The following is a 17,702-nucleotide window of genomic DNA, read 5'->3' as shown; positions in this document are numbered from 1 at the left end:
TCACGGGAGCCGGCGGCAGTACAACGCGTCGGGGGTCCGCGCCGAGCCGAGCCGGCCGGTGTAGGCGATGCCCGCGGCGTACTCACCGTCGGCGCACTGCCCCTTGTAGTGGCCGGTGGCGAAGTCGCCGCCGGGCTCGCCTGCCGGCCGGTTGTCGCCGCGGTCGAACCACACCGTCCGCCCGCTTCCTGCCAGTGCGGTGCCCGACGCCGCGCACAACGCGCTCGACATCGCCGCGCCGCGGACGGCGTACCCGATGAGGAACGACCCCGACGGGCACTGCAGCTTGGTGTAGCCCGTGGCCCAGTCGGCGGAGACGTACCGCTCATCCGTGACGACCTGGTGATCACCCGAGGCCGCCCACAGGTCGGCGGCCGCGGTGTCGGTGCAGAGGCCCCGGTTGCCGGTGTGGCCGAGGCCGATGAGCCGCTGTCCGTCCGGGCATGCTGCCTTGCGTGCGCCGGGGTCCCAGTCCGGACGGTCCCGCATGCGCAGCGACGCGACGAAGTCACCGTGGTCCGGGCTCAGCATCGACCAGTGCGGCACCGGATCGACGTACCCGCTGCGGGCGGTGGAGGTGACCAGCCGCATCCAGGCGTCGGCCCGCCAGTCGGCACCGTCGTACGGACCGGTTCGGTGTCCCGCCCGGTCCCAGTAGAGCAGCGCCCACCCGTTGGTGCCGCGGTTCTCCGTCCAGCCCACCGCCGGCCAGTACGCGAAGTCGGCGTCCGCGGCGATCAGATAGTCGGTGAAGGCGGCGAACCAGGCGCGCTGTTTCGTCCCGGCTGCGACGTTGCCGTCCACGCCGAACTCGCTGATCCACACCGGTGCCGTGAAGTGCCGGCCGGACTCGCCGCTGACGAAGAAGGCGTCGCGCTGGAGAACGGCGTACAGCTCGTCGCGGCTCAGGTCGCGGTAGCGAGGGTCGCTGGTCTCGCCGATCCCGGTCGCGCCGCTGTGGTTCGGGCCGGTGTAGTCGTAGAAGTGCGCGGAGTAGACGAGCTTCCCGGATCTCACCAGCGTGTGCGAGAGCGAGCGTACGGGCGCCAGCGTCGGCCGCCCGTGCGGAAAGCCATCCACCGGGATCCCGGTCCAGTTGATGCCCTCGACGATGATCAGCAGGTTCGGGTTGGCCTCGCGCAGGATCCGGTCGCCGAGCCGCTGGGAGGCGGCGAACCAGTCGTGCTCGTCGCCGAGCCCCCAGTTGGGATCGTCCCAGACGTCCCGGCGTACCTCGTTGTAGAGATCCGCGCCCACCACGCGGGGGTTGTCCCGGTAGCGGCGGATGATCGACAGCCAGCTCTCCTCCCAGGCGGCGGTGCTCTGCGACGAGTTCCACCGCTCGTTGCCGTCGACGCCGCAGCACCAGCGAGTGGTGTTGGTGTGGTTGTTGAGGATCACCGCGAGACCGGCACCGGTGAGGGCGGCCACGACCCGGTCGTACACCTGCAGCGGCGTCATGCCGCGCAGCCCCGGGTTGGCCGCCACCGCGGCGTCGGTGACGGGCTGCGGATCGGTGAGCATCTCGTCGGAGAAGGGAAGCCGGACGCTGTTCAGGCCGATCGAGCGGAAGCCGGCGACGATCTCGTCCAGCGGTGCGCGGTCGAGGCCGAGCGGGATGCGCCCCGAGTTCTCGCCGGCGTGATGGTTGGCATCGTCGGCGGGATCGCCCGAGCCGTTCCACGTGCCGCTGGCGCCGTGCCAGTTGCCGGAACGCAGCTTGAACCGCATGCCGTCGGCGTCGACGATGTAGCGGCCCCGCGTGCTGAGCGGCGCCTTCCAACCGGCATCGGCGGGTGCGGCCACGGCATGGCCGCCCGAACCGGCGAAGGGCGCCGGGTCGCCGAAGGCGGCCGCGGGCACGCCGGGCAGGGCGAGAACGGCGACGAGCGCGGTGATGAACAGCACGACGATCTCCAACCCCTCGGCTTCAGCCTCCATTCAAGACCCGAACGACCGCCGACGCATAGCCGAACACCGATGGAATGATGAATCAGGAATGTACCGCTGGCTGGGGATTCACCGCACGATGAGCGCACGGCCCGAGGTTGGTCGGGCCCTGACGCCACGGAGTCCCGCATGTACGCAGACACATCGGCGCCCCGCCCGTCCCTCCTCCGCCGCGTGCTCGCCGCGATCGCGATCGCCTTCGCGGTCACCGGCGGCGCGCTCGTCGCCCCCGCCGGCGCCGCCCATGCCTCGGTCTACTCGAGCTGCGCGATCTCTCGGTGCGACGCCGCCCTCACCGCCCGGACCGGCTGGAGCCGGCTCGCGTGGCCCACCAGTGCAGGTTGGTACGCCTGGCCGTACGGGCAGGACAACTACACCGGCGGCACGTTCCAGAACCGTGAGCGCCAGCTGCCCACGAACGCCAGCTACAACGAGTACGACGTCTACCCGCGGCCCGAGAACGCGTCGCGGGACGCGTACCGGATCGTGGTGAACCGGGCCACCAAGGAGACCTGGTTCACCCCCGACCATTACGCCACCTTCTACAAGCTCTGAGCGGCCGACGTGACCGGGAGGTACACGCGACCTCCCGCGTTCACGAACTCCTCGCTCTTGTCCTGCATGCCCTTGGCGGCGTATTCCTTCAGCTCCTGGGTGATCTTCATCGAGCAGAACTTCGGCCCGCACATCGAGCAGAAGTGCGCCGTCTTCGCGGGCGCCGCCGGCAGGGTCGCGTCGTGGTACGCCCGTGCGGTGTCGGGGTCCAGCGACAGGTTGAACTGGTCCTCCCAGCGGAACTCGAAGCGTGCCTTGGAGAGCGCGTCGTCCCAGGCCTGCGCCCCCGCGTGCCCCTTCGCCAGGTCGGCGGCGTGCGCAGCGATCTTGTACGCGATGACACCCGCCTTCACGTCGTCCCGGTCGGGCAGCCCCAGGTGCTCCTTCGGCGTGACGTAACAGAGCATCGCGGTGCCGAACATGCCGATCATCGCGGCGCCGATGGCCGAGGTGATGTGGTCGTACGCGGGCGCGATGTCGGTGGTCAGCGGCCCGAGGGTGTAGAACGGCGCCCCGGCGCAGAGCTCCTGCTGGAGGTCGACGTTCTCCTTGATCTTGTGCATGGGCACGTGCCCCGGCCCCTCGATCATCACCTGTACGCCGTGCTCCCACGCGACGTGCGTCAGCTCGCCCAGCGTCCGGAGCTCCGCGAACTGCGCCTCGTCGTTGGCGTCCGCGATCGAGCCGGGACGCAGCCCGTCACCCAGCGAGAAGGTCACGTCGTAGCGTGCGAGGATCTCGCACAGCTCGGCGAAGTTCTCGTAGAGGAAGTTCTCGCGGTGGTGAGCCAGGCACCACGCGGCCATGATCGAACCACCGCGCGACACGATGCCCGTCACCCGGTTCACCGCCAGCGGCACGTACGGCAGGAGCACTCCGGCGTGGACGGTCATGTAGTCGACGCCTTGCTCGGCCTGCTCGATGACCGTCTCGCGGAACACCTCCCACGAGAGCTTGACCGGGTCGCCGTCGACCTTCTCGAGCGCCTGGTAGATCGGCACGGTACCGATCGGCACCGCGGAGTTGCGGATGATCGCCTCGCGCGTCTCGTGGATCCGCTTGCCGGTCGACAGGTCCATCACCGTGTCGGCACCCCAGCGCGTGGCCCAGGTCAGCTTGTCGACCTCCTCGGCGATCGAGGACGTGACGGCGGACGTACCGATGTTGGCGTTGACCTTCACCAGGAACCGGGAACCGATGATCATCGGCTCGGTCTCGGGGTGGTTGACGTTGGCGGGCAGCACGGCCCGGCCCGCCGCGATCTCCTCGCGCACGACGGACGGGTCGACGTTCTCGCGGATGGCGACGAACTCCATCTCGTCGGTCACGATGCCCGCGCGGGCATATGCGAGCTGGGTCGGGCGCACGCCCGCGAGTGGCGTACCTCCGCCCGCGACCGGCGCGACGTCGCCGCGGGCCGCGATCCACGGACCTCGCAGCGGCGGCAGGCCGACCTCGGGGTCACTGCCCGGACCGGACGTGTCGTAGAGCCGCACCGGCGGGTTGTCGCCGGTCAGCTCGATCTCCGCGAACGGCACCCGCAGGTCCGGACGGGATCCCTCGACGTACACCTTGCGCCTCATTTTTCCTCCCCAATCATGATGAACCGGGCGCGACAGGGCCGCAGGGGGCCGCGCCGGTGGCTTTCCTCCACCGCTCAGGCGAAGTGGTGCAGCGGCCCCGGCCCCGCTCCGAGCTTCCAGTCGCGGCCGCCCGCCAGCGCCCGCGCCACGTAGGACTTGGCGTTCCCGACCGCCGCCGCGATGTCGTCGCCGAGCGCCAGCCGCGCGGCGATCGCGGACGAGAACGTGCAGCCGGACCCGTGGTTGTTGGCCGTGGGCACCGGCTCGCCCCGCACCATCTCGGTGCGGCCGCCGGTGTGCAGCACATCCACGGCCAGCTCACTGCCGGTGACCACTACCGCCTCGGGCCCCCGCGCGACCAGCGCGGCCGCCGCTCGGGCCATCTCCTCGGCCGTCTCGACCCGGGCCTCGAGGAGGGCGCCGGCTTCGTGCCGGTTCGGCGTCAGAACCCTCGGGTACGGGATCAGCGGCGCGACAGCCGCAACACCGGACAACCGGCTGCCACTGGTGGCGACGAGCACGGGATCCACCACCAGGTTCGGCAGCTCCGGAGCCCGGGCGGCGAGCACCGCGGCGACCGCCGGATCGCCCACCATGCCGACCTTGACCGCCGCCACCTCGAAGTCGTCGAGGACGGCGTCCAGCTGGGCCGCCACGATGTCCGCCGGCACCGAATGGATCGCGGTGACGCCGAGCGTGTTCTGCGCGGTGATCGCCGTGACCACGGAAACCCCGTACGTCCCCAGCGCCGCGAACGTCTTGAGATCGGCCTGGATCCCCGCCCCACCACCGGAATCCGACCCCGCGATGGTCAACACGACCGCCGGGGTCACGAAGCCACCGCCTCGACCAGCATCCGCGTCGTCCTCTCCGGATCGTCCGACCGCATGATCGCTCCCATCACCGCCACGCCGGCCGCCCCCGCCCGCACGCACGCCGACGCCCGCTCCGGCGAGTCGATCCCGCCCAGCGCCAGCCACGGCCGCCTCACGGCGCCCGGGTCGCCGCCGGCCATGGTGCTGGGCCGGCGATGCCGAAACCCCGCCCGCCGGGTCTCGCGGCCGGACGAGCCGGCGGACTCCACCAGCTCGGCGGCGCGCGAAACGCCCAGCGCCGGGCCGTACCCGGGCTTCGACGCCGTAGCGAAGATCGGCGAAAGCGTGACGTAGTCCTCATCGGACAGCGGTTCCGTGCCATGCCACGAGCGTCCCACTAGATCCATATCCGGCGGCAGGTTATCCACAGCGGACAGATGAACCGCTCGGCCACCCAACGGATCCGGACCGGCGACGATCACCGGCGCCACCGCTCGCAGCTCTGAGGCGAGTGCCGAGCGGTGCCCGTACGAAAGATCCTTCTCCCGCAGGACGACCCACGACGCGCCGCCGCGGACCGCGGCCCGGACCACCTCGACCAGCGGCCCGGCGGCGAGCCGGCGGTCCGTGAGCACGACGACGCCCGTCGGGATCACCATGCCGGCAAGCCGTCGTCCGAGGTGGATGCGAGGGCGTGGTAGCGCTTGGGGATCCGGCCGGCACCCGCGGCGAGGCGGCCGGCCTCCACGGCATGCCGCATGGCCGCCGCCATCCGCGCCGGGTCCGCCGCCCGCGTCACCGCCGAGGCGATGAGCACGGCGTCGCAGCCCAGCTCCATCGCCAGCGCCGCGTCCGAGGCGGTGCCGATACCGGCGTCGAGGATCACCGGTACGTCGACACTGTCGCGGATCAGCTGGATGTGATGGGGATTGCTGATGCCCAGGCCGGACCCGATCGGCGCGCCCGCCGGCATGACCGCCGCGCAGCCGATGTCGGCCAGCCGACGCGCCAGGATCGGATCGTCGCTGGTGTACGGCAGTACCCGGAACCCGTCGCCGACCAGCGTCTCCGCCGCCCGGAGCAGCTCCACGCCGTCCGGTAGCAGCGTCCGCTCGTCCCCGATCACCTCGAGTTTGATCAGGTCTGTCTCGAACGCGTCCCGGGCGAGGTGCGCCGCTTTGACGGCGTCCGTGGCGGTGTAGCACCCGGCAGTGTTCGGCAGCACTCGCATGCCCAACCGGTCGAGCAGCGGCAGCAGGCCCGGCCCGGCCGCGTCGACCCGGCGCAGCGCGACGGTCACCATCTGCGTGCCGGAGGCCACGATCGCCGCCTCCAGCGCGGCCAGACTCTCCGCTCCGCCGGTGCCGAGGATGAGCCGCGTCCCCCCGAGAAGATCCTCCACGTCAACCACCCTGGGCGGCGGTGAGGACCTCGACGCGGTCACCCTCGGACAACTGCGCGCCCGGCCAGGCGGAGCGGGGCACGACCTCGCCGTTCACGGCCACCGCGACGCCACGCCGCGCCTCCGTGACGGCGGCGACCAGCCGCTCGACGGTGCTGCCGGCGTCGATGGTGCGGCCGGCGCCGTTGACGGTGACCCTCATGCGAACCTCCCGGGCGCGAACGCTTCGAGCAACGGATCGTGCCGGCCCGTGAACACCAGGTCGGCGATGAGATCGGCGGTGACGGGCGCGAGCAGCACGCCGTTACGGTGGTGACCGGCCGCGACGTAGACGTCGTCGCGCAGGCGGCCGAGCAGCGGCGCGTTGTCCGGGGTGGACGGCCGGTGCCGCACGACGGTCTCGCTCAAAGTCAGCTCGCCCAGCTCGGGCACGATGTCGGTGGCGGCACGCAGCAGCTCGAGGACGGCACCCGCGGTCACCGCGAAGTCGGCGCGTTCCTCCTGGGTCGCGCCGACGACCACCTCGCCGTCCGCGCGGGGGACGAGGTAGACGTGGCGTCCGTCCGCGTACCCGACCACCACGTGCTGCAGCAGGCCCGGTTCCCCGCGCAGGCGCAGCACCAGCCCCTTCACCGGGCGTACCGGCAGTCCGGTCAGCGCGGCGGTTCCGGTGCCGGCCGCCACCACCACCGGCCCCGGCGGGAGCTCGGTGACCTTCCCCGGCACCACCGCGTCGCCGAGGGCGGCCCGCAGCGCGGCGACCACGCGCCGCGGGTCCACCTGGAGATCGTCGGGGACGTACGCCCCGCCGCGCAGCCGCGGGGACAGGGCGGGTTCCAGCTCGCGGACGGCGCTGGGCAGCAAGCGGCGCACCTTGAGGTCGTGCTGCTCCCGGTACGCCCACATCCGCTGAGCCTCGGCCAGATCATCGCCGGTCAGCGCCACGGCCAGCGAGCCCCGGGGATCGAAGCCCACGTCCAGGCCGGTCTCCTCGTGCAGGCCGGCGACGAAGCCGGGCCACCGGGAAGCCGATTCGATCATGAGGGCGGTGAGGGCCTCCTGCCCGAACGCCGCCTCGGCCACGGGGGCCAGCATGCCGGCGGCCGCGTACCAGGCGGCGTCGTCCGCCCCGCCGTCGTGCACGGTGACCCGCATCCCCCGTTGCCGGCAGCGCCACGCGACGGCGAGACCGATGATCCCGCCGCCCACCACGGTCAGGTCCGTCACGGCAGGACCTTCAGCAGCCGCTCGACGGCCTCCCCGGGGTCCGCGGCGTTCGCGACGGCACCCACCACGGCCACGCCGGTCGCGCCGGCCCGGACCAGCTCGGCGGCACTGTCCACAGTGACGCCGCCGATCGCCACGACCGGTACGCCGGGCACAGCCCTCGCCACCTCGCCGATCCGCGCGGGCCCCAACGGCGCTGGCAGGCCGGGCTTCGTCACGGTCGCGAAAGCGGGCCCGACACCCAGATACGTGGCGCCGGCAGCGATCGCCGCCCGCGCCGCTGCAGGGTCCCGGCACGTGGCCCCGAGCACGCCGCGGTCGCCGAGCACCTTACGTGCGGCCGCCACCGGCAGGTCGTCGGCGCCGACATGCGCCCCGTCGGCGTCCACCGCCAGCGCGACGTGCAACCGATCGTTGATCAGGCATCGCACGCCGGCGGGACGGCACCGGGCGACGGTCTCGGTCGCCAGCTCGAAGAAGATCCGGTCGGTGACGTCGTCCTCGACGCGGACCTGGATCGCCAGCCGGTCGGCGGCTCCTGATCGCTGCGCGGCGGCCACCGCGGCGGCCACGACGGCGATCGGATCACGCCCGGACCGGGCATCGGTGATGACATGCAGACACGGGAAAGCAGGGTCCACAACGCACTCCTCCCTGCGCCGGCATGACCCGGATCAGGTTCGACGGTCGGGGGCCGCGTCAGCCCCCCTCTCAGCCCGGTGCACCGGACTCCCGTGGGGTTGGTTCCGACGCCGACACTAGCGCCGCGCCGCCGTCCGCGTAAACCCCCGTCAGCGGACGTCCCAGACCGGCTCCGGCGTCTCCACGACCTCGCCGTCCCCCTGGAAGAGCACGAACCGGTCGAAGCCGCGAGTGAACCAGCGGTCGTGGGTGACGGCTATCACCGTGCCCTCGAACGCCTTCAGCCCCTCCTCGAGCGCCTCCGCCGACGCCAGGTCCAGGTTGTCCGTCGGCTCGTCCAGCAGCAGCACCGTCGCGCCCGACAACTCCAGCAGCAGCACCAGGAAACGCGCCTGCTGGCCGCCCGAGAGCGTGCCGAACCGCTGATCACCCTGCGCAGCCAGCTCGTAGCGGTTGAGCGCCTTCATCGCCCCCGCCCGATCCATTCCGGACCGGTGGTCGTCGCCGCGCCACAGGATCTCGACCAGCGTGCGGTCGAGCAGTTCGGGCCGGTCGTGGGTCTGCGAGAAGTGCCCCGGCCGCACCCGGGCACCGAGACGAGCCGTGCCGCTGTGCGCCACGTGGGCGAGCGGCGCGCCGTCGACCGGCTTGTTGTCGGCCTCCGGGGCGGTGCCGCCGGCCGCCAGCAGCCGCAGGAAATGCGACTTGCCGGTGCCGTTCGCGCCCAGGACGGCGACGCGGTCGCCGTACCAGATCTCCAGGTCGAAGGGGAAGGTCAGGTCCTCCAGCTCCAGCTCCGTGCAGACAACGGCCCGTTTTCCGGTACGCCCACCGCGCAGGTTCATCCGCAGCGACTGTTCCTTCGGCGGCAGCGGCGGCGGACCGGCCTCCTCGAACTTGCGCAGCCGCGTCTGGGCGGCCTGGTAGCGCGACGCCAGCCCGTCGTTGAACGTCGCCTTCTGCTTCAGGGTGAACACCAGCTCGCGCAGCTTCTCGTGCTCCTCGTCCCAGCGGCGCCGCAGCTCCAGCAGCCGCTCGTGACGGTTGGCGCGTGCCTCGTGCCAGGAGGCGAACCCGGCGGGATGGGTCCACGCACCACCGCCCTCGACCGCCACCACCCGGGTCGCGGTCTGCGCCAGCAGCTCCCGGTCGTGCGAGACGTAGAGCACCGACTTGGGCGAATCCCGCAGCCGTGCCTCCAGCCACCGCTTGCCGGGCACGTCGAGGAAGTTGTCCGGCTCGTCGAGGAGCAGCACCTCGTCGCCGCCGCGCAGCAGCAGGTCGAGCGCGAACCGCTTCTGCTGGCCGCCGGAGAGCGTGCGCACCGGGCGGGTGCGTACCTCCTCCCACGGCTTGCCGAGGATCGAGACGGCGACCGTGTCGAAGAGGACCTCGGCGTCGTAGCCGCCGGCCTCGCCCCACCCGGTCAGCGCGTTGGCGAACCGCAGCTGCGCCTTCTCCGAGTCGGGCGCGGACCGCAACGCGGCGTCGGCGTCGGCCATGGCTTCGCCGGCCGTCCGCAGCTCGGGGGCCACCAGGGACAAGGCAAGATCTGCAAGGGTACGGTCGTCGCCGATCATCCCGATGAACTGGCGCATGACGCCGAGCCCGCCGGAGCGCGCCACCGTACCGACCGGTACGGCGAGATCACCGGCGACCATCCGCAGCAGCGTGGTCTTGCCGGCGCCGTTCGGCCCGACGAGCGCCACCTTCGCGCCCTCGCCGACCCGGAAGGAGACGTCGGAGAAGAGCTCCCGTCCGTCCGGCAGCACAAACCCGACCCCGGCGACATCCACGTAACCCACGCGGCCATCCTCCCCGAGGAAGCGGCGTGGGTCAGTCGGTTTTTGCGCGTCCCCGCGTCACCCTCAGCACGCGGAAGCCGCGCTGGCTGGCCGTACGCTGCACGTCCCAGTCCCGGTCGGTCAGCCAGGAGTGCAGGGAGTCACCGCCCAGGTTGCGGTTGATGACCAGCCACGCCACGCCGGCGGGCGTCAGCCGGGCCAGCCAGCGGTCCATCAGCGCGTGCAGCTCGGCCTTGCCGACGTGGGTGGGCGGGTTGCTCCAGATCTCGTCGAACGCCACGCCGTCGGGCACCTCGTCGGGCGCGCAGACCCGGATCCGGCCGGCCAGTCCGAGCGCCGCCGCGTTCTCGGCCGTCAGGTCCCGGGCCCGCGAGTTGACGTCGATCGCGTACACCGTGGCGGCGGGTGCCTCGCTGGCGAGCACGCAGGCGATCGGGCCGTACCCGCAGCCCAGGTCGAGCAGGGTGCCCGTGGTCGCCGCCGTCGGCAGGTCGGCCTTGCGCAACAGCACCGCGGTGCCCGGGTCGAGCCGCCCGGCGGAGAAGACCCCGCGCGCGACCGCCAGGTCGTACGCGCGCCCGGCCGCGGAGAACTCGATCCGCCCACGGGTCTCGGGGCCGGCCGGCTCGGCAGTGAAGTAATGGTCGGCGCTCACCCCGTCAGTCTCCCGCCGCGCAACGAGGCCCGGCCCACCGGGGTGCCGCACAATCTGTGCGTTCATCGATCACGGTGCGCTCCTACCGTGGCATCCATGCTCCGCGACTCCCACTCCCGCTCCGCCCATCGTGCGAATCCGGGGAGCGGACTCGCGATCCAAGCCCTCGTACGGGTGACCGCCCCGGCCCAGCACCGCCGCCCGCACCGGGCGGCCGTCGTGATCCCCCGGATGCGGACCCCCGAGAGGCATGCACCCCGGCGCCGGGCGAACCCTGCCCGGCCCTCGCTCGCGGACCGGCTTCTCGTGACGGCCCGCTCCGCGGCGGCCGCCCGGGTCCGGCCCCAGGACGAGACCACGCAGCGCCTGTGGCCGCGCGCCGTGGTGCGCGGGGTCCCCCGTCGCCCCGGCGGCCCGCTGCACCCCCTGGCTCAGCCGCAGCAGGCGCTGCAGCTGCTGCTGAGCGGCCTCGGCGCGCTCATCATGACGTCGATCGTCGTGCTCACCCTGTTCTTCGTGATCGCCGAGGAGAGCCGGGGGCCGGTCGACGGCTCGTCGGCGTCGCCCGGGATCGCGGCGGAGGCGATCAGCTCCCGCGACGTGGACACCGCCCCGCTCACGCGGGGGGAGGTCTTCGGCACCCCCGAGATCCGGCTCGCGGCCGGCAGCGCGCCCTACCGGGTCACCATGACCCACACCGACACCGACTGCGGCGTCGCCACCACCGGCGACGTCGGCGGTGTGCTGAGCGAGCGCGGGTGCAGCCAGGTGGTCCGGGCGGCCATGGTCGCACCGTACGGCGGCTACCGGGTCACCGCCGGCATCTTCAACCTGCCCGACGCGGCGAGCGCCGAGGCGGCCGGCGACGACATCCAGGTCTCGGTCGAATCCGGCCGCGGCAGCTTCGCGGCGCTGGACACCGGCGACGCCCCGGCCACCCCGCTGACCCAGGTCGGCTGGCACGACAGGGGCCACTACCTGCTCTACTGTGTCATCTCGCGCCCGGACGGCAGCCTCGTCGCCGACGACGACCCGTACGCGGAGCAGATCACGGTCGACCTGGTCGAGCACTATCTGGCCCAGGACGTCCTCGGCAAGCGCAGCGTCAGCCCTTAGAGCCAACCCTGTCAGGCGCGCAGGCGGCGGGTCGCGTCGGCGCGGCTGGCGTACTGCGCCTCGTCCGGGTAGCCGACCTCGACCAGCGTCAGCCCGTGCGCCGGCGCCACCGTCACCTCGCTGGACCTTTCCCGCAGCGTCAGCAGCTTCGCCGGCCAGGCGGGATCCCGGCGGCCGTCGCCGACGGTGAGCATCGCCCCGACCAGGCTGCGTACCATCGCCTGGCAGAACGCGTCCGCCTGCACGGTCGCGACCGCGACCCCGTCCGGATCACGGCGCCACTCCAGCCGGGTGATCGCGCGCACGGTGGTCGCGTGCTCCTTGCGTTTGCAGTACGCGGCAAAGTCGTGCAACCCCACCAGCCCGGCCGCGGCCTCGTTGAGCCGGCCCAGATCCAGCGGGCGCACCCACCCGAGGGTGTCGTGGCGCCGCAGCGGCTCCGGCCCGTAGACGGTGTCCGCGACCCGGTACTCGTACCGGCGGTAGGTGGCCGAGAAGCGGGCGTCGAAGGTGGCGGGTACGGGCGTCACCGCCTTCACCCGGGCGTCCGGTGGCATCAGCGCCGCGAGCCGGCGCAGCAGCGACTCCCGCAGCGCCTCCCAGGTGTCCACCGGCAAATCGATGTGGCACACCTGCCCGGTGGCGTGCACCCCGGCGTCCGTACGACCCGCCACGGTCAGCCCGAGCGGCAGATCCGGCCCGACGAGCTTTCCGAGCGCCTCGGTCAGCGCCCCGGCCACCGTACGGCGAGACGGCTGGGCCGCCCATCCCGAGAATTCCCCGCCGTCGTAGGAGACGTCGAGACGCAGACGAGTCGTGTCGGGCAAAACCGGTCCTCTGTCCGTACGGAAGATGCGAAACGGCCCGGCACCCCGAGAAGGGTGCCGGGCCGCACGTGCCTGATCAGGCCTTGGCGTCGTCGGTGTCTTCGCCCTCGGCCTGGTCGCCCGGGCCCTCGGCGCCCTTGTCGCCGGACGCGTTCACCGGCGGCTCGGAATCCTGGTCCGCAGCCGGAGCCTCGTCGGCGGCCGGAGCCGTCGTGGCCGGAGCCTCGTCCTCGCGGGCGAGCGCCTCGACCTTGTCCTGCTGCGCGGCGGCCTTGCGGGCAGCCTTCTTGGCCGGCGCCGTGGTGGCCGCGACCTGCAGCTCCTCGACCAGCTCGATGATCGCCATCGGAGCGGCGTCGCCCTTGCGGGGACCGGTCTTGGTGATCCGGGTGTAGCCACCCGGCCGGTTGCCGTAGCGCGGGGCGATCTGCTCGAACAGCGAGTAGACGACGTCCTTGTCCTTGACGACGGTCAGCACCCGGCGGCGGGCGTGCAGGTCACCGCGCTTGGCCTTGGTGATGAGCTGCTCCGCCAGGGGGCGCAGGCGCTTCGCCTTGGTCTCGGTCGTCTTGATCTTCCCGTGCCGGAAGAGCTCCGTGGCCAGGTTGGCCAGCAGCAGCTTCTCGTGCGCCGGGCTGCCGCCGAGGCGGGGACCCTTGGTGGGCGTGGGCATTTCTTGCTCCTAATTAATGGCGCGGCAGCCGAGGCTCAGAGCTGCTCGGTCTCGCGGTAGTCGTCGGTGTCGTAGTCCACGTCGCCGAACGAGTCGACCACGTGCGCCGGGTCGAAGGACGGCGCGCTGTCCTTCAGGCCCAGGCCCATTCCGGCGAGCTTCATCTTGACCTCGTCGATCGACTTCTGACCGAAATTCCTTATATCCAGAAGGTCGGCCTCCGTCCGCCCGATCAGTTCGCCGACGGTGTTGATGCCCTCGCGCTTGAGGCAGTTGTACGACCGGACCGTGAGGTCCAGCTCCTCGATCGGCAGGGCAAGGTCGGCGGCCAGCTGGGCGTCCTGCGGCGACGGGCCGATGTCGATGCCCTCGGCCGTCTCGTCCAGCTCGCGGCAGAGGCCGAACAGCTCGACGAGGGTCGAGCCGGCCGACGCCAGCGCGGTGCGGGGCGAGATCGACGCCTTCGACTCGACGTCGATGATCAGACGGTCGAAGTCGGTGCGCTGCTCGACACGGGTCGCCTCGACGCGGTAGGTCACCTTCATGACCGGCGAGTAGATCGAGTCGACCGGGATGCGGCCGATCTCGGCGCCGGCGCTCTTGTTCTGCGCCGCCGTGACGTAGCCACGGCCCCGCTCGACGGTGAGCTCCATGTCGAGCCGGCCCTTGCTGTTGAGGGTGGCCAGCTTCAGGTCGGGGTTGTGCACGGACACGCCGGCCGGGGGCTGGATGTCACCGGCGGTGACGTCGCCCGGGCCCTGCTTGCGCAGGTACATGCTGACCGGCTCGTCGTGCTCGGAGCTGACGGTGAGCTCCTTGACGTTCATGACGAGCTCGACCACGTCCTCCTTGACACCGGGGATCGTGGTGAACTCGTGCAGCACGCCGTCGATCTTGATGCTGGTGACCGCCGCGCCCGGGATGGACGACAGCAGGGTCCGCCGCAGCGAGTTGCCGAGGGTGTAGCCGAAGCCCGGCTCCAGGGGCTCGATGGTGAACCGGGAGCGGGTCTCGCTGAGCGACTCTTCCGAGAGGCTCGGACGCTGGCTGATGAGCACGCGTTTCTTCTTTCTGTCGGGCCACCCGCTATTTGATGGCCGTCCTGATGTGATGCACCGGGCGCCTCCTGGCGGAGGCGCCCGGCCGGAGCGCTACTTGGAGTAGAGCTCGACGATCAGCTGCTCCTGGACCTGCGTGTCGATGACGGCGCGGGCCGGGAGCGAGTGGATCAGGATCTTCATCTCGCTCGGGATGGGCTCGAGCCACGCCGGCACCGGCCGGGAACCGGCCTGCGCCTGGGCGACGACGAAGGGGGTCATCTCCTTCGACTTCTCCCGGAGCGTGACGATGTCGTGCTCCTTCACCCGGTACGACGGGATGTCGACCTTCACGCCGTTGACCAGGAAGTGGCCGTGCTTGACCAGCTGCCGGGCCATGTCCCGGGACGCGGCGTAGCCGGCCCGGTAGACGACGTTGTCCAGCCGCGACTCGAGGATCTGCAGCAGCACCTCACCGGTCTTGCCGGGCTTGGTGACAGCCTCCTCGTAGTAACCGCGGAACTGCTTCTCGAGGACGCCGTACGTGCGGCGGGCCTTCTGCTTCTCGCGGTGCTGGAGCAGGTACTCGGTCTCCTTGGTCCGGCCGCGTCCGTGCTGCCCGGGCGGGAACGGCCGGGACTCGAACGGGCACTTCGGACCATCGCACTTGCTGCCCTTGAGGAACAGCTTCATCTTCTCGCGGCGGCAGCGCTTGCAGTCCGCACCTGTGTAACGAGCCATTGCTTCGATCTCTCCCTTAGACCCGGCGACGCTTCGGCGGACGGCATCCGTTGTGCGGCTGCGGCGTGACGTCGGAGATCTGCCCGACCTCGAGGCCGGCGGCCTGCAGCGAACGGATCGCGGTCTCCCGGCCGGAACCGGGGCCCTTGACGAACACGTCGACCTTGCGCATGCCGTGCTCCATGGCCCGGCGCGCGGCGGCCTCGGCGGCCAGCTGCGCGGCGAACGGAGTCGACTTGCGGGAGCCCTTGAAGCCCACCTGGCCCGACGAGGCCCAGGAGATGACCGCACCGGTCGGGTCGGTGATCGACACGATGGTGTTGTTGAAGGTGCTCTTGATGTGCGCCTGCCCGTGGGCGACGTTCTTGCGTTCCTTGCGCCGGACCTTCTTGACTGCGGCCCCTGCGCGTGCCTTCGGTGGCATAAGTCAGTGCGCTCCTATTACTTCCGACCGGGCTTCTTCTTACCGGCGACCGTGCGCTTCGGACCCTTGCGGGTACGAGCGTTGGTCCGCGTGCGCTGACCCCGGACGGGGAGCCCACGACGGTGGCGGATGCCGGCGTAGCAGCCGATCTCGACCTTGCGGCGGATGTCCGCGGCGACCTCGCGGCGAAGGTCACCCTCAACCTTGAAATTGGCCTCGATGTAGTCGCGGAGCTGGACGAGCTCCTCGTCAGTGAGGTCCTTGGCGCGCTTGTTCAGGTCAATGCCGGTCGCGGTGAGCGCCTCGACGGCGCGGGTCCGACCGACCCCGAAGATGTAGGTGAGCGCGATCTCCATCCGCTTTTCGCGGGGAAGATCGACGCCGACGAGTCGAGCCATAAGTGGGCGTACTCCTCAGATGTCTCACGGAGGTCTGTGCCCGTCCCTGCCCCGCCTGCCCGGGCGGGCCCCGGCCTCCGACCGGGGGTGAAGCCGCGCGCCATCGTCATGCATGACACCGCGGCTGGGACGAGCTTCTTCAGTGGTACGGATCTGGCAGTGCGAGGCTGGGATCAGCCCTGGCGCTGCTTGTGACGCGCGTCGGTCTTGCAGATGACCATGACGCGCCCGTGCCGCCGGATGACCCGGCAGTTGTTGCAGATCCGCTTGACGCTCGGCTTGACCTTCACGGTTTGCCTAACTCTCAGTCAGACGGGATGTGGATCCCCGCGACCCTGTTACTTGTAGCGATAGACGATGCGCCCACGGGTCAGGTCGTACGGCGAAAGCTCGACGACGACCCGGTCCTCGGGAAGGATGCGGATGTAGTGCTGCCGCATCTTGCCGGAGATGTGAGCGAGCACCTTGTGACCATTCGCGAGCTCCACACGGAACATGGCGTTCGGCAGGGGCTCGATCACTCGGCCTTCGATCTCGATGGCTCCGTCTTTCTTTGGCATGTCCTCCGCTACCTGACATCGGGTTCTTGGGGGCAGGCTCACAACATTCATCCCGACCCCGGGGGGCCGGACCAGCCGCGGCTCCGGCGCCATCAGAAGCGCTTGATGGACATGCCGGAGTGGACGCTGTGCGCCAGCAAGCCAGTGTACGCGCGCACGGGCATCGACACCAAACCGAGGTCCCCGCAACCCGGAGTCGGGTGTGTCGACGGTCCACAGAACCGGACAAAGACGCCGGATCAGTGCGTGTTCTTCGGCTCTTTCACCGGCGCGGCCCCCGCCGGCAGCTCCCCGCGCGCGATCGCCTCGGCCCGCAGCGCCCGGCGCTCCCGCTTGAGCTGTCTCGCCCGCTCCTTGCGCACCTTCTTCTCGGCCCACCGCCGGGGTTCGCCGGTGGCCAGCCCGGAGGTCGTCGCGATCACCGGCCCGATCCCCCACGCCACGGCGACCCACACCGGCCAGAAGTACGTCAGCTCGCCCGCCGCCAGGCAGGTCACGGCCCATATCGCGACCATGGTGCCCACCACGGGCAGCCAGCTCCCCCAGACATGAGCCAGCCACCTGCGCCTCAGCTCGCGGTCCGAGGCGGTGACGACGGGTGAGGCGTCGGGCACCGTCGCGGCCGGCAGGTCCGTCAGCAGCCCGCCCAGCTCTCCGTAGGTCTTGGCCGCGTACGCCCGCTGCAGCCGCTCGTCGTACTCGTGCAGCTCGAGGCGGCCCTCGTCCAGCGCCACCCGCAGCTGATCGGCGACGGCCTGCCGGTCGGCGTCGGCGGCCCTCATCTCGTCCCGCCCCATACCCTCCAGGATGCCAGCGCGACGCTCGTGACGGCGGAGAGCCCCGTCAGCGCCGGCGGCCGGTCCGGCGGCCCATGATGCCGAGCACCAGGGGAATGAGCATCCAGCCCGGCCAGAAGTAGATCCACTCCCCCGACGCCAGGGAGGACAGCGCCCACACGATGATGCAGATCACCACGACGCCCGCGTAGGAGGCCACCCACGGCGGTCCGGACGGCTTGGGCACCTCCGCGGCACCGGGCGCGCCCACCAGGCCCTCCTGCGGTGACTGAGGCGCCATCTGCGCACGCTGCGCGGGGATCGTGCCGGGAAGATCGGCGGTGAGGCCGTCCAGCTCGCCGAACGTCTTCGCCCCGTACGCCCGCTGCAGCCGCTCGTCGTACTCGTGGAGATCGAGGCGGCCCTCGTCCAGCGCCAGCTTCAACTTGTCGGCGACGGCCTGCCGCTCGGCGTCGCCTGCCCGCATCTCGTCCTGACCCATGGCGTCAGCATGCC

General features: G+C 71.4%; 22 protein-coding genes and 1 riboswitch. Of the genes, 2 read left to right on the top strand and 20 right to left on the bottom strand.

Going from position 1 to position 17,702, the window contains the following annotated elements:
• Entirely contained in the window at positions 1 to 1,941 is a 1,941-nt protein-coding gene (locus ACIBO8_RS11495) for a glycoside hydrolase family 5 protein (RefSeq protein WP_396115054.1), read from the bottom strand.
• A gap of 138 nt (positions 1,942 to 2,079) precedes the next feature.
• Here ACIBO8_RS11495 and ACIBO8_RS11490 point away from each other — a divergent pair, with 138 nt between their 5' ends.
• Complete coding sequence (locus ACIBO8_RS11490) at positions 2,080 to 2,505, top strand: ribonuclease domain-containing protein (RefSeq protein WP_396115053.1); 426 nt, start codon at positions 2,080 to 2,082, stop codon at positions 2,503 to 2,505.
• Here the strand turns inward: ACIBO8_RS11490 and thiC are convergent.
• From thiC to ACIBO8_RS11445, 9 genes are all read right to left on the bottom strand, one after another.
• On the bottom strand, positions 2,493 to 4,088 hold the full coding sequence (gene thiC, locus ACIBO8_RS11485) for a phosphomethylpyrimidine synthase ThiC (protein ID WP_396115052.1): 1,596 nt from the start codon (positions 4,086 to 4,088) through the stop codon (positions 2,493 to 2,495). The genes ACIBO8_RS11490 and thiC overlap by 13 nt on opposite strands.
• Before the next feature lie 74 nt (positions 4,089 to 4,162).
• Positions 4,163 to 4,921, bottom strand: a complete 759-nt coding sequence (gene thiD / locus ACIBO8_RS11480) for a bifunctional hydroxymethylpyrimidine kinase/phosphomethylpyrimidine kinase (protein ID WP_396115051.1) — start codon at positions 4,919 to 4,921, stop codon at positions 4,163 to 4,165.
• The gene (locus ACIBO8_RS11475; protein WP_396115050.1) at positions 4,918 to 5,562 is read right to left on the bottom strand and encodes a thiamine phosphate synthase; all 645 of its coding nucleotides are present in this window, start codon (positions 5,560 to 5,562) and stop codon (positions 4,918 to 4,920) included. Before ACIBO8_RS11475 ends, thiD begins: the two co-directional genes overlap by 4 nt.
• Complete coding sequence (locus ACIBO8_RS11470) at positions 5,556 to 6,305, bottom strand: thiazole synthase (RefSeq protein WP_396115049.1); 750 nt, start codon at positions 6,303 to 6,305, stop codon at positions 5,556 to 5,558. The genes ACIBO8_RS11475 and ACIBO8_RS11470 overlap by 7 nt, the downstream gene beginning before the upstream one ends.
• Position 6,306: 1 nt before the next feature.
• A complete protein-coding gene (gene thiS / locus ACIBO8_RS11465; RefSeq protein WP_396115048.1) occupies positions 6,307 to 6,507 on the bottom strand; it encodes a sulfur carrier protein ThiS in 201 nt (66 codons plus the stop codon).
• Positions 6,504 to 7,532: a glycine oxidase ThiO gene (thiO, locus tag ACIBO8_RS11460; protein WP_396115047.1), complete on the bottom strand. Its 1,029-nt coding sequence runs from the start codon at positions 7,530 to 7,532 to the stop codon at positions 6,504 to 6,506. The genes thiS and thiO overlap by 4 nt, the downstream gene beginning before the upstream one ends.
• On the bottom strand, positions 7,529 to 8,173 hold the full coding sequence (gene thiE, locus ACIBO8_RS11455; RefSeq protein WP_396115045.1) for a thiamine phosphate synthase: 645 nt from the start codon (positions 8,171 to 8,173) through the stop codon (positions 7,529 to 7,531). Before thiE ends, thiO begins: the two co-directional genes overlap by 4 nt.
• Positions 8,167 to 8,278, bottom strand: a riboswitch (TPP riboswitch). It overlaps the preceding gene by 7 nt.
• Positions 8,279 to 8,323: 45 nt before the next feature.
• Positions 8,324 to 9,979 carry an ABC-F family ATP-binding cassette domain-containing protein gene (locus ACIBO8_RS11450; RefSeq protein WP_396115044.1) on the bottom strand — a complete coding sequence of 552 codons (1,656 nt, stop codon included), beginning with the start codon at positions 9,977 to 9,979 and terminating at the stop codon, positions 8,324 to 8,326.
• Positions 9,980 to 10,010: 31 nt separating this feature from the next.
• Positions 10,011 to 10,634 carry a class I SAM-dependent methyltransferase gene (locus tag ACIBO8_RS11445; protein ID WP_396115043.1) on the bottom strand — a complete coding sequence of 208 codons (624 nt, stop codon included), beginning with the start codon at positions 10,632 to 10,634 and terminating at the stop codon, positions 10,011 to 10,013.
• Between the two features lie 96 nt (positions 10,635 to 10,730).
• Here ACIBO8_RS11445 and ACIBO8_RS11440 point away from each other — a divergent pair, with 96 nt between their 5' ends.
• Positions 10,731 to 11,750, top strand: a complete 1,020-nt coding sequence (locus tag ACIBO8_RS11440) for a hypothetical protein (RefSeq protein ID WP_396115042.1) — start codon at positions 10,731 to 10,733, stop codon at positions 11,748 to 11,750.
• 11 nt (positions 11,751 to 11,761) lie between these two features.
• Here the strand turns inward: ACIBO8_RS11440 and truA are convergent, their stop codons facing one another.
• The 10 genes from truA to ACIBO8_RS11390 all read right to left on the bottom strand — a co-directional run bounded on the left by truA (position 11,762) and on the right by ACIBO8_RS11390 (position 17,673).
• Complete coding sequence (truA, locus tag ACIBO8_RS11435) at positions 11,762 to 12,577, bottom strand: tRNA pseudouridine(38-40) synthase TruA (RefSeq protein ID WP_396115041.1); 816 nt, start codon at positions 12,575 to 12,577, stop codon at positions 11,762 to 11,764.
• 76 nt (positions 12,578 to 12,653) lie between these two features.
• The gene (rplQ, locus tag ACIBO8_RS11430; protein WP_396115040.1) at positions 12,654 to 13,250 is read right to left on the bottom strand and encodes a 50S ribosomal protein L17; all 597 of its coding nucleotides are present in this window, start codon (positions 13,248 to 13,250) and stop codon (positions 12,654 to 12,656) included.
• A gap of 35 nt (positions 13,251 to 13,285) precedes the next feature.
• Entirely contained in the window at positions 13,286 to 14,308 is a 1,023-nt protein-coding gene (locus ACIBO8_RS11425; protein ID WP_023358222.1) for a DNA-directed RNA polymerase subunit alpha, read from the bottom strand.
• Between the two features lie 93 nt (positions 14,309 to 14,401).
• Positions 14,402 to 15,028 (bottom strand): 30S ribosomal protein S4, encoded by a 627-nt coding sequence (gene rpsD, locus ACIBO8_RS11420; protein WP_071803341.1) that lies wholly within the window; start codon positions 15,026 to 15,028, stop codon positions 14,402 to 14,404.
• 16 nt (positions 15,029 to 15,044) lie between these two features.
• Entirely contained in the window at positions 15,045 to 15,452 is a 408-nt protein-coding gene (gene rpsK, locus ACIBO8_RS11415) for a 30S ribosomal protein S11 (protein ID WP_014440747.1), read from the bottom strand.
• Between the two features lie 17 nt (positions 15,453 to 15,469).
• On the bottom strand, positions 15,470 to 15,850 hold the full coding sequence (gene rpsM, locus ACIBO8_RS11410) for a 30S ribosomal protein S13 (RefSeq protein WP_071803339.1): 381 nt from the start codon (positions 15,848 to 15,850) through the stop codon (positions 15,470 to 15,472).
• Between the two features lie 173 nt (positions 15,851 to 16,023).
• Entirely contained in the window at positions 16,024 to 16,140 is a 117-nt protein-coding gene (rpmJ, locus tag ACIBO8_RS11405) for a 50S ribosomal protein L36 (RefSeq protein WP_015619018.1), read from the bottom strand.
• Positions 16,141 to 16,188: 48 nt separating this feature from the next.
• A complete protein-coding gene (infA, locus tag ACIBO8_RS11400; protein WP_007073013.1) occupies positions 16,189 to 16,410 on the bottom strand; it encodes a translation initiation factor IF-1 in 222 nt (73 codons plus the stop codon).
• 239 nt (positions 16,411 to 16,649) lie between these two features.
• A complete protein-coding gene (locus ACIBO8_RS11395; protein WP_396115618.1) occupies positions 16,650 to 17,192 on the bottom strand; it encodes a DUF1707 domain-containing protein in 543 nt (180 codons plus the stop codon).
• 61 nt (positions 17,193 to 17,253) lie between these two features.
• Positions 17,254 to 17,673 (bottom strand): DUF1707 domain-containing protein, encoded by a 420-nt coding sequence (locus tag ACIBO8_RS11390; RefSeq protein WP_396115617.1) that lies wholly within the window; start codon positions 17,671 to 17,673, stop codon positions 17,254 to 17,256.
• Positions 17,674 to 17,702 lie beyond the last annotated feature (29 nt).

Origin of the sequence: Actinoplanes sp. NPDC049681, from assembly GCF_044465265.1 — a bacterium.
Classification (GTDB): Bacteria; Actinomycetota; Actinomycetes; order Mycobacteriales; family Micromonosporaceae; genus Actinoplanes.
Note: the sequence above shows the minus strand (reverse complement) of the source record. Positions and strands in the feature narration are given on the sequence as shown.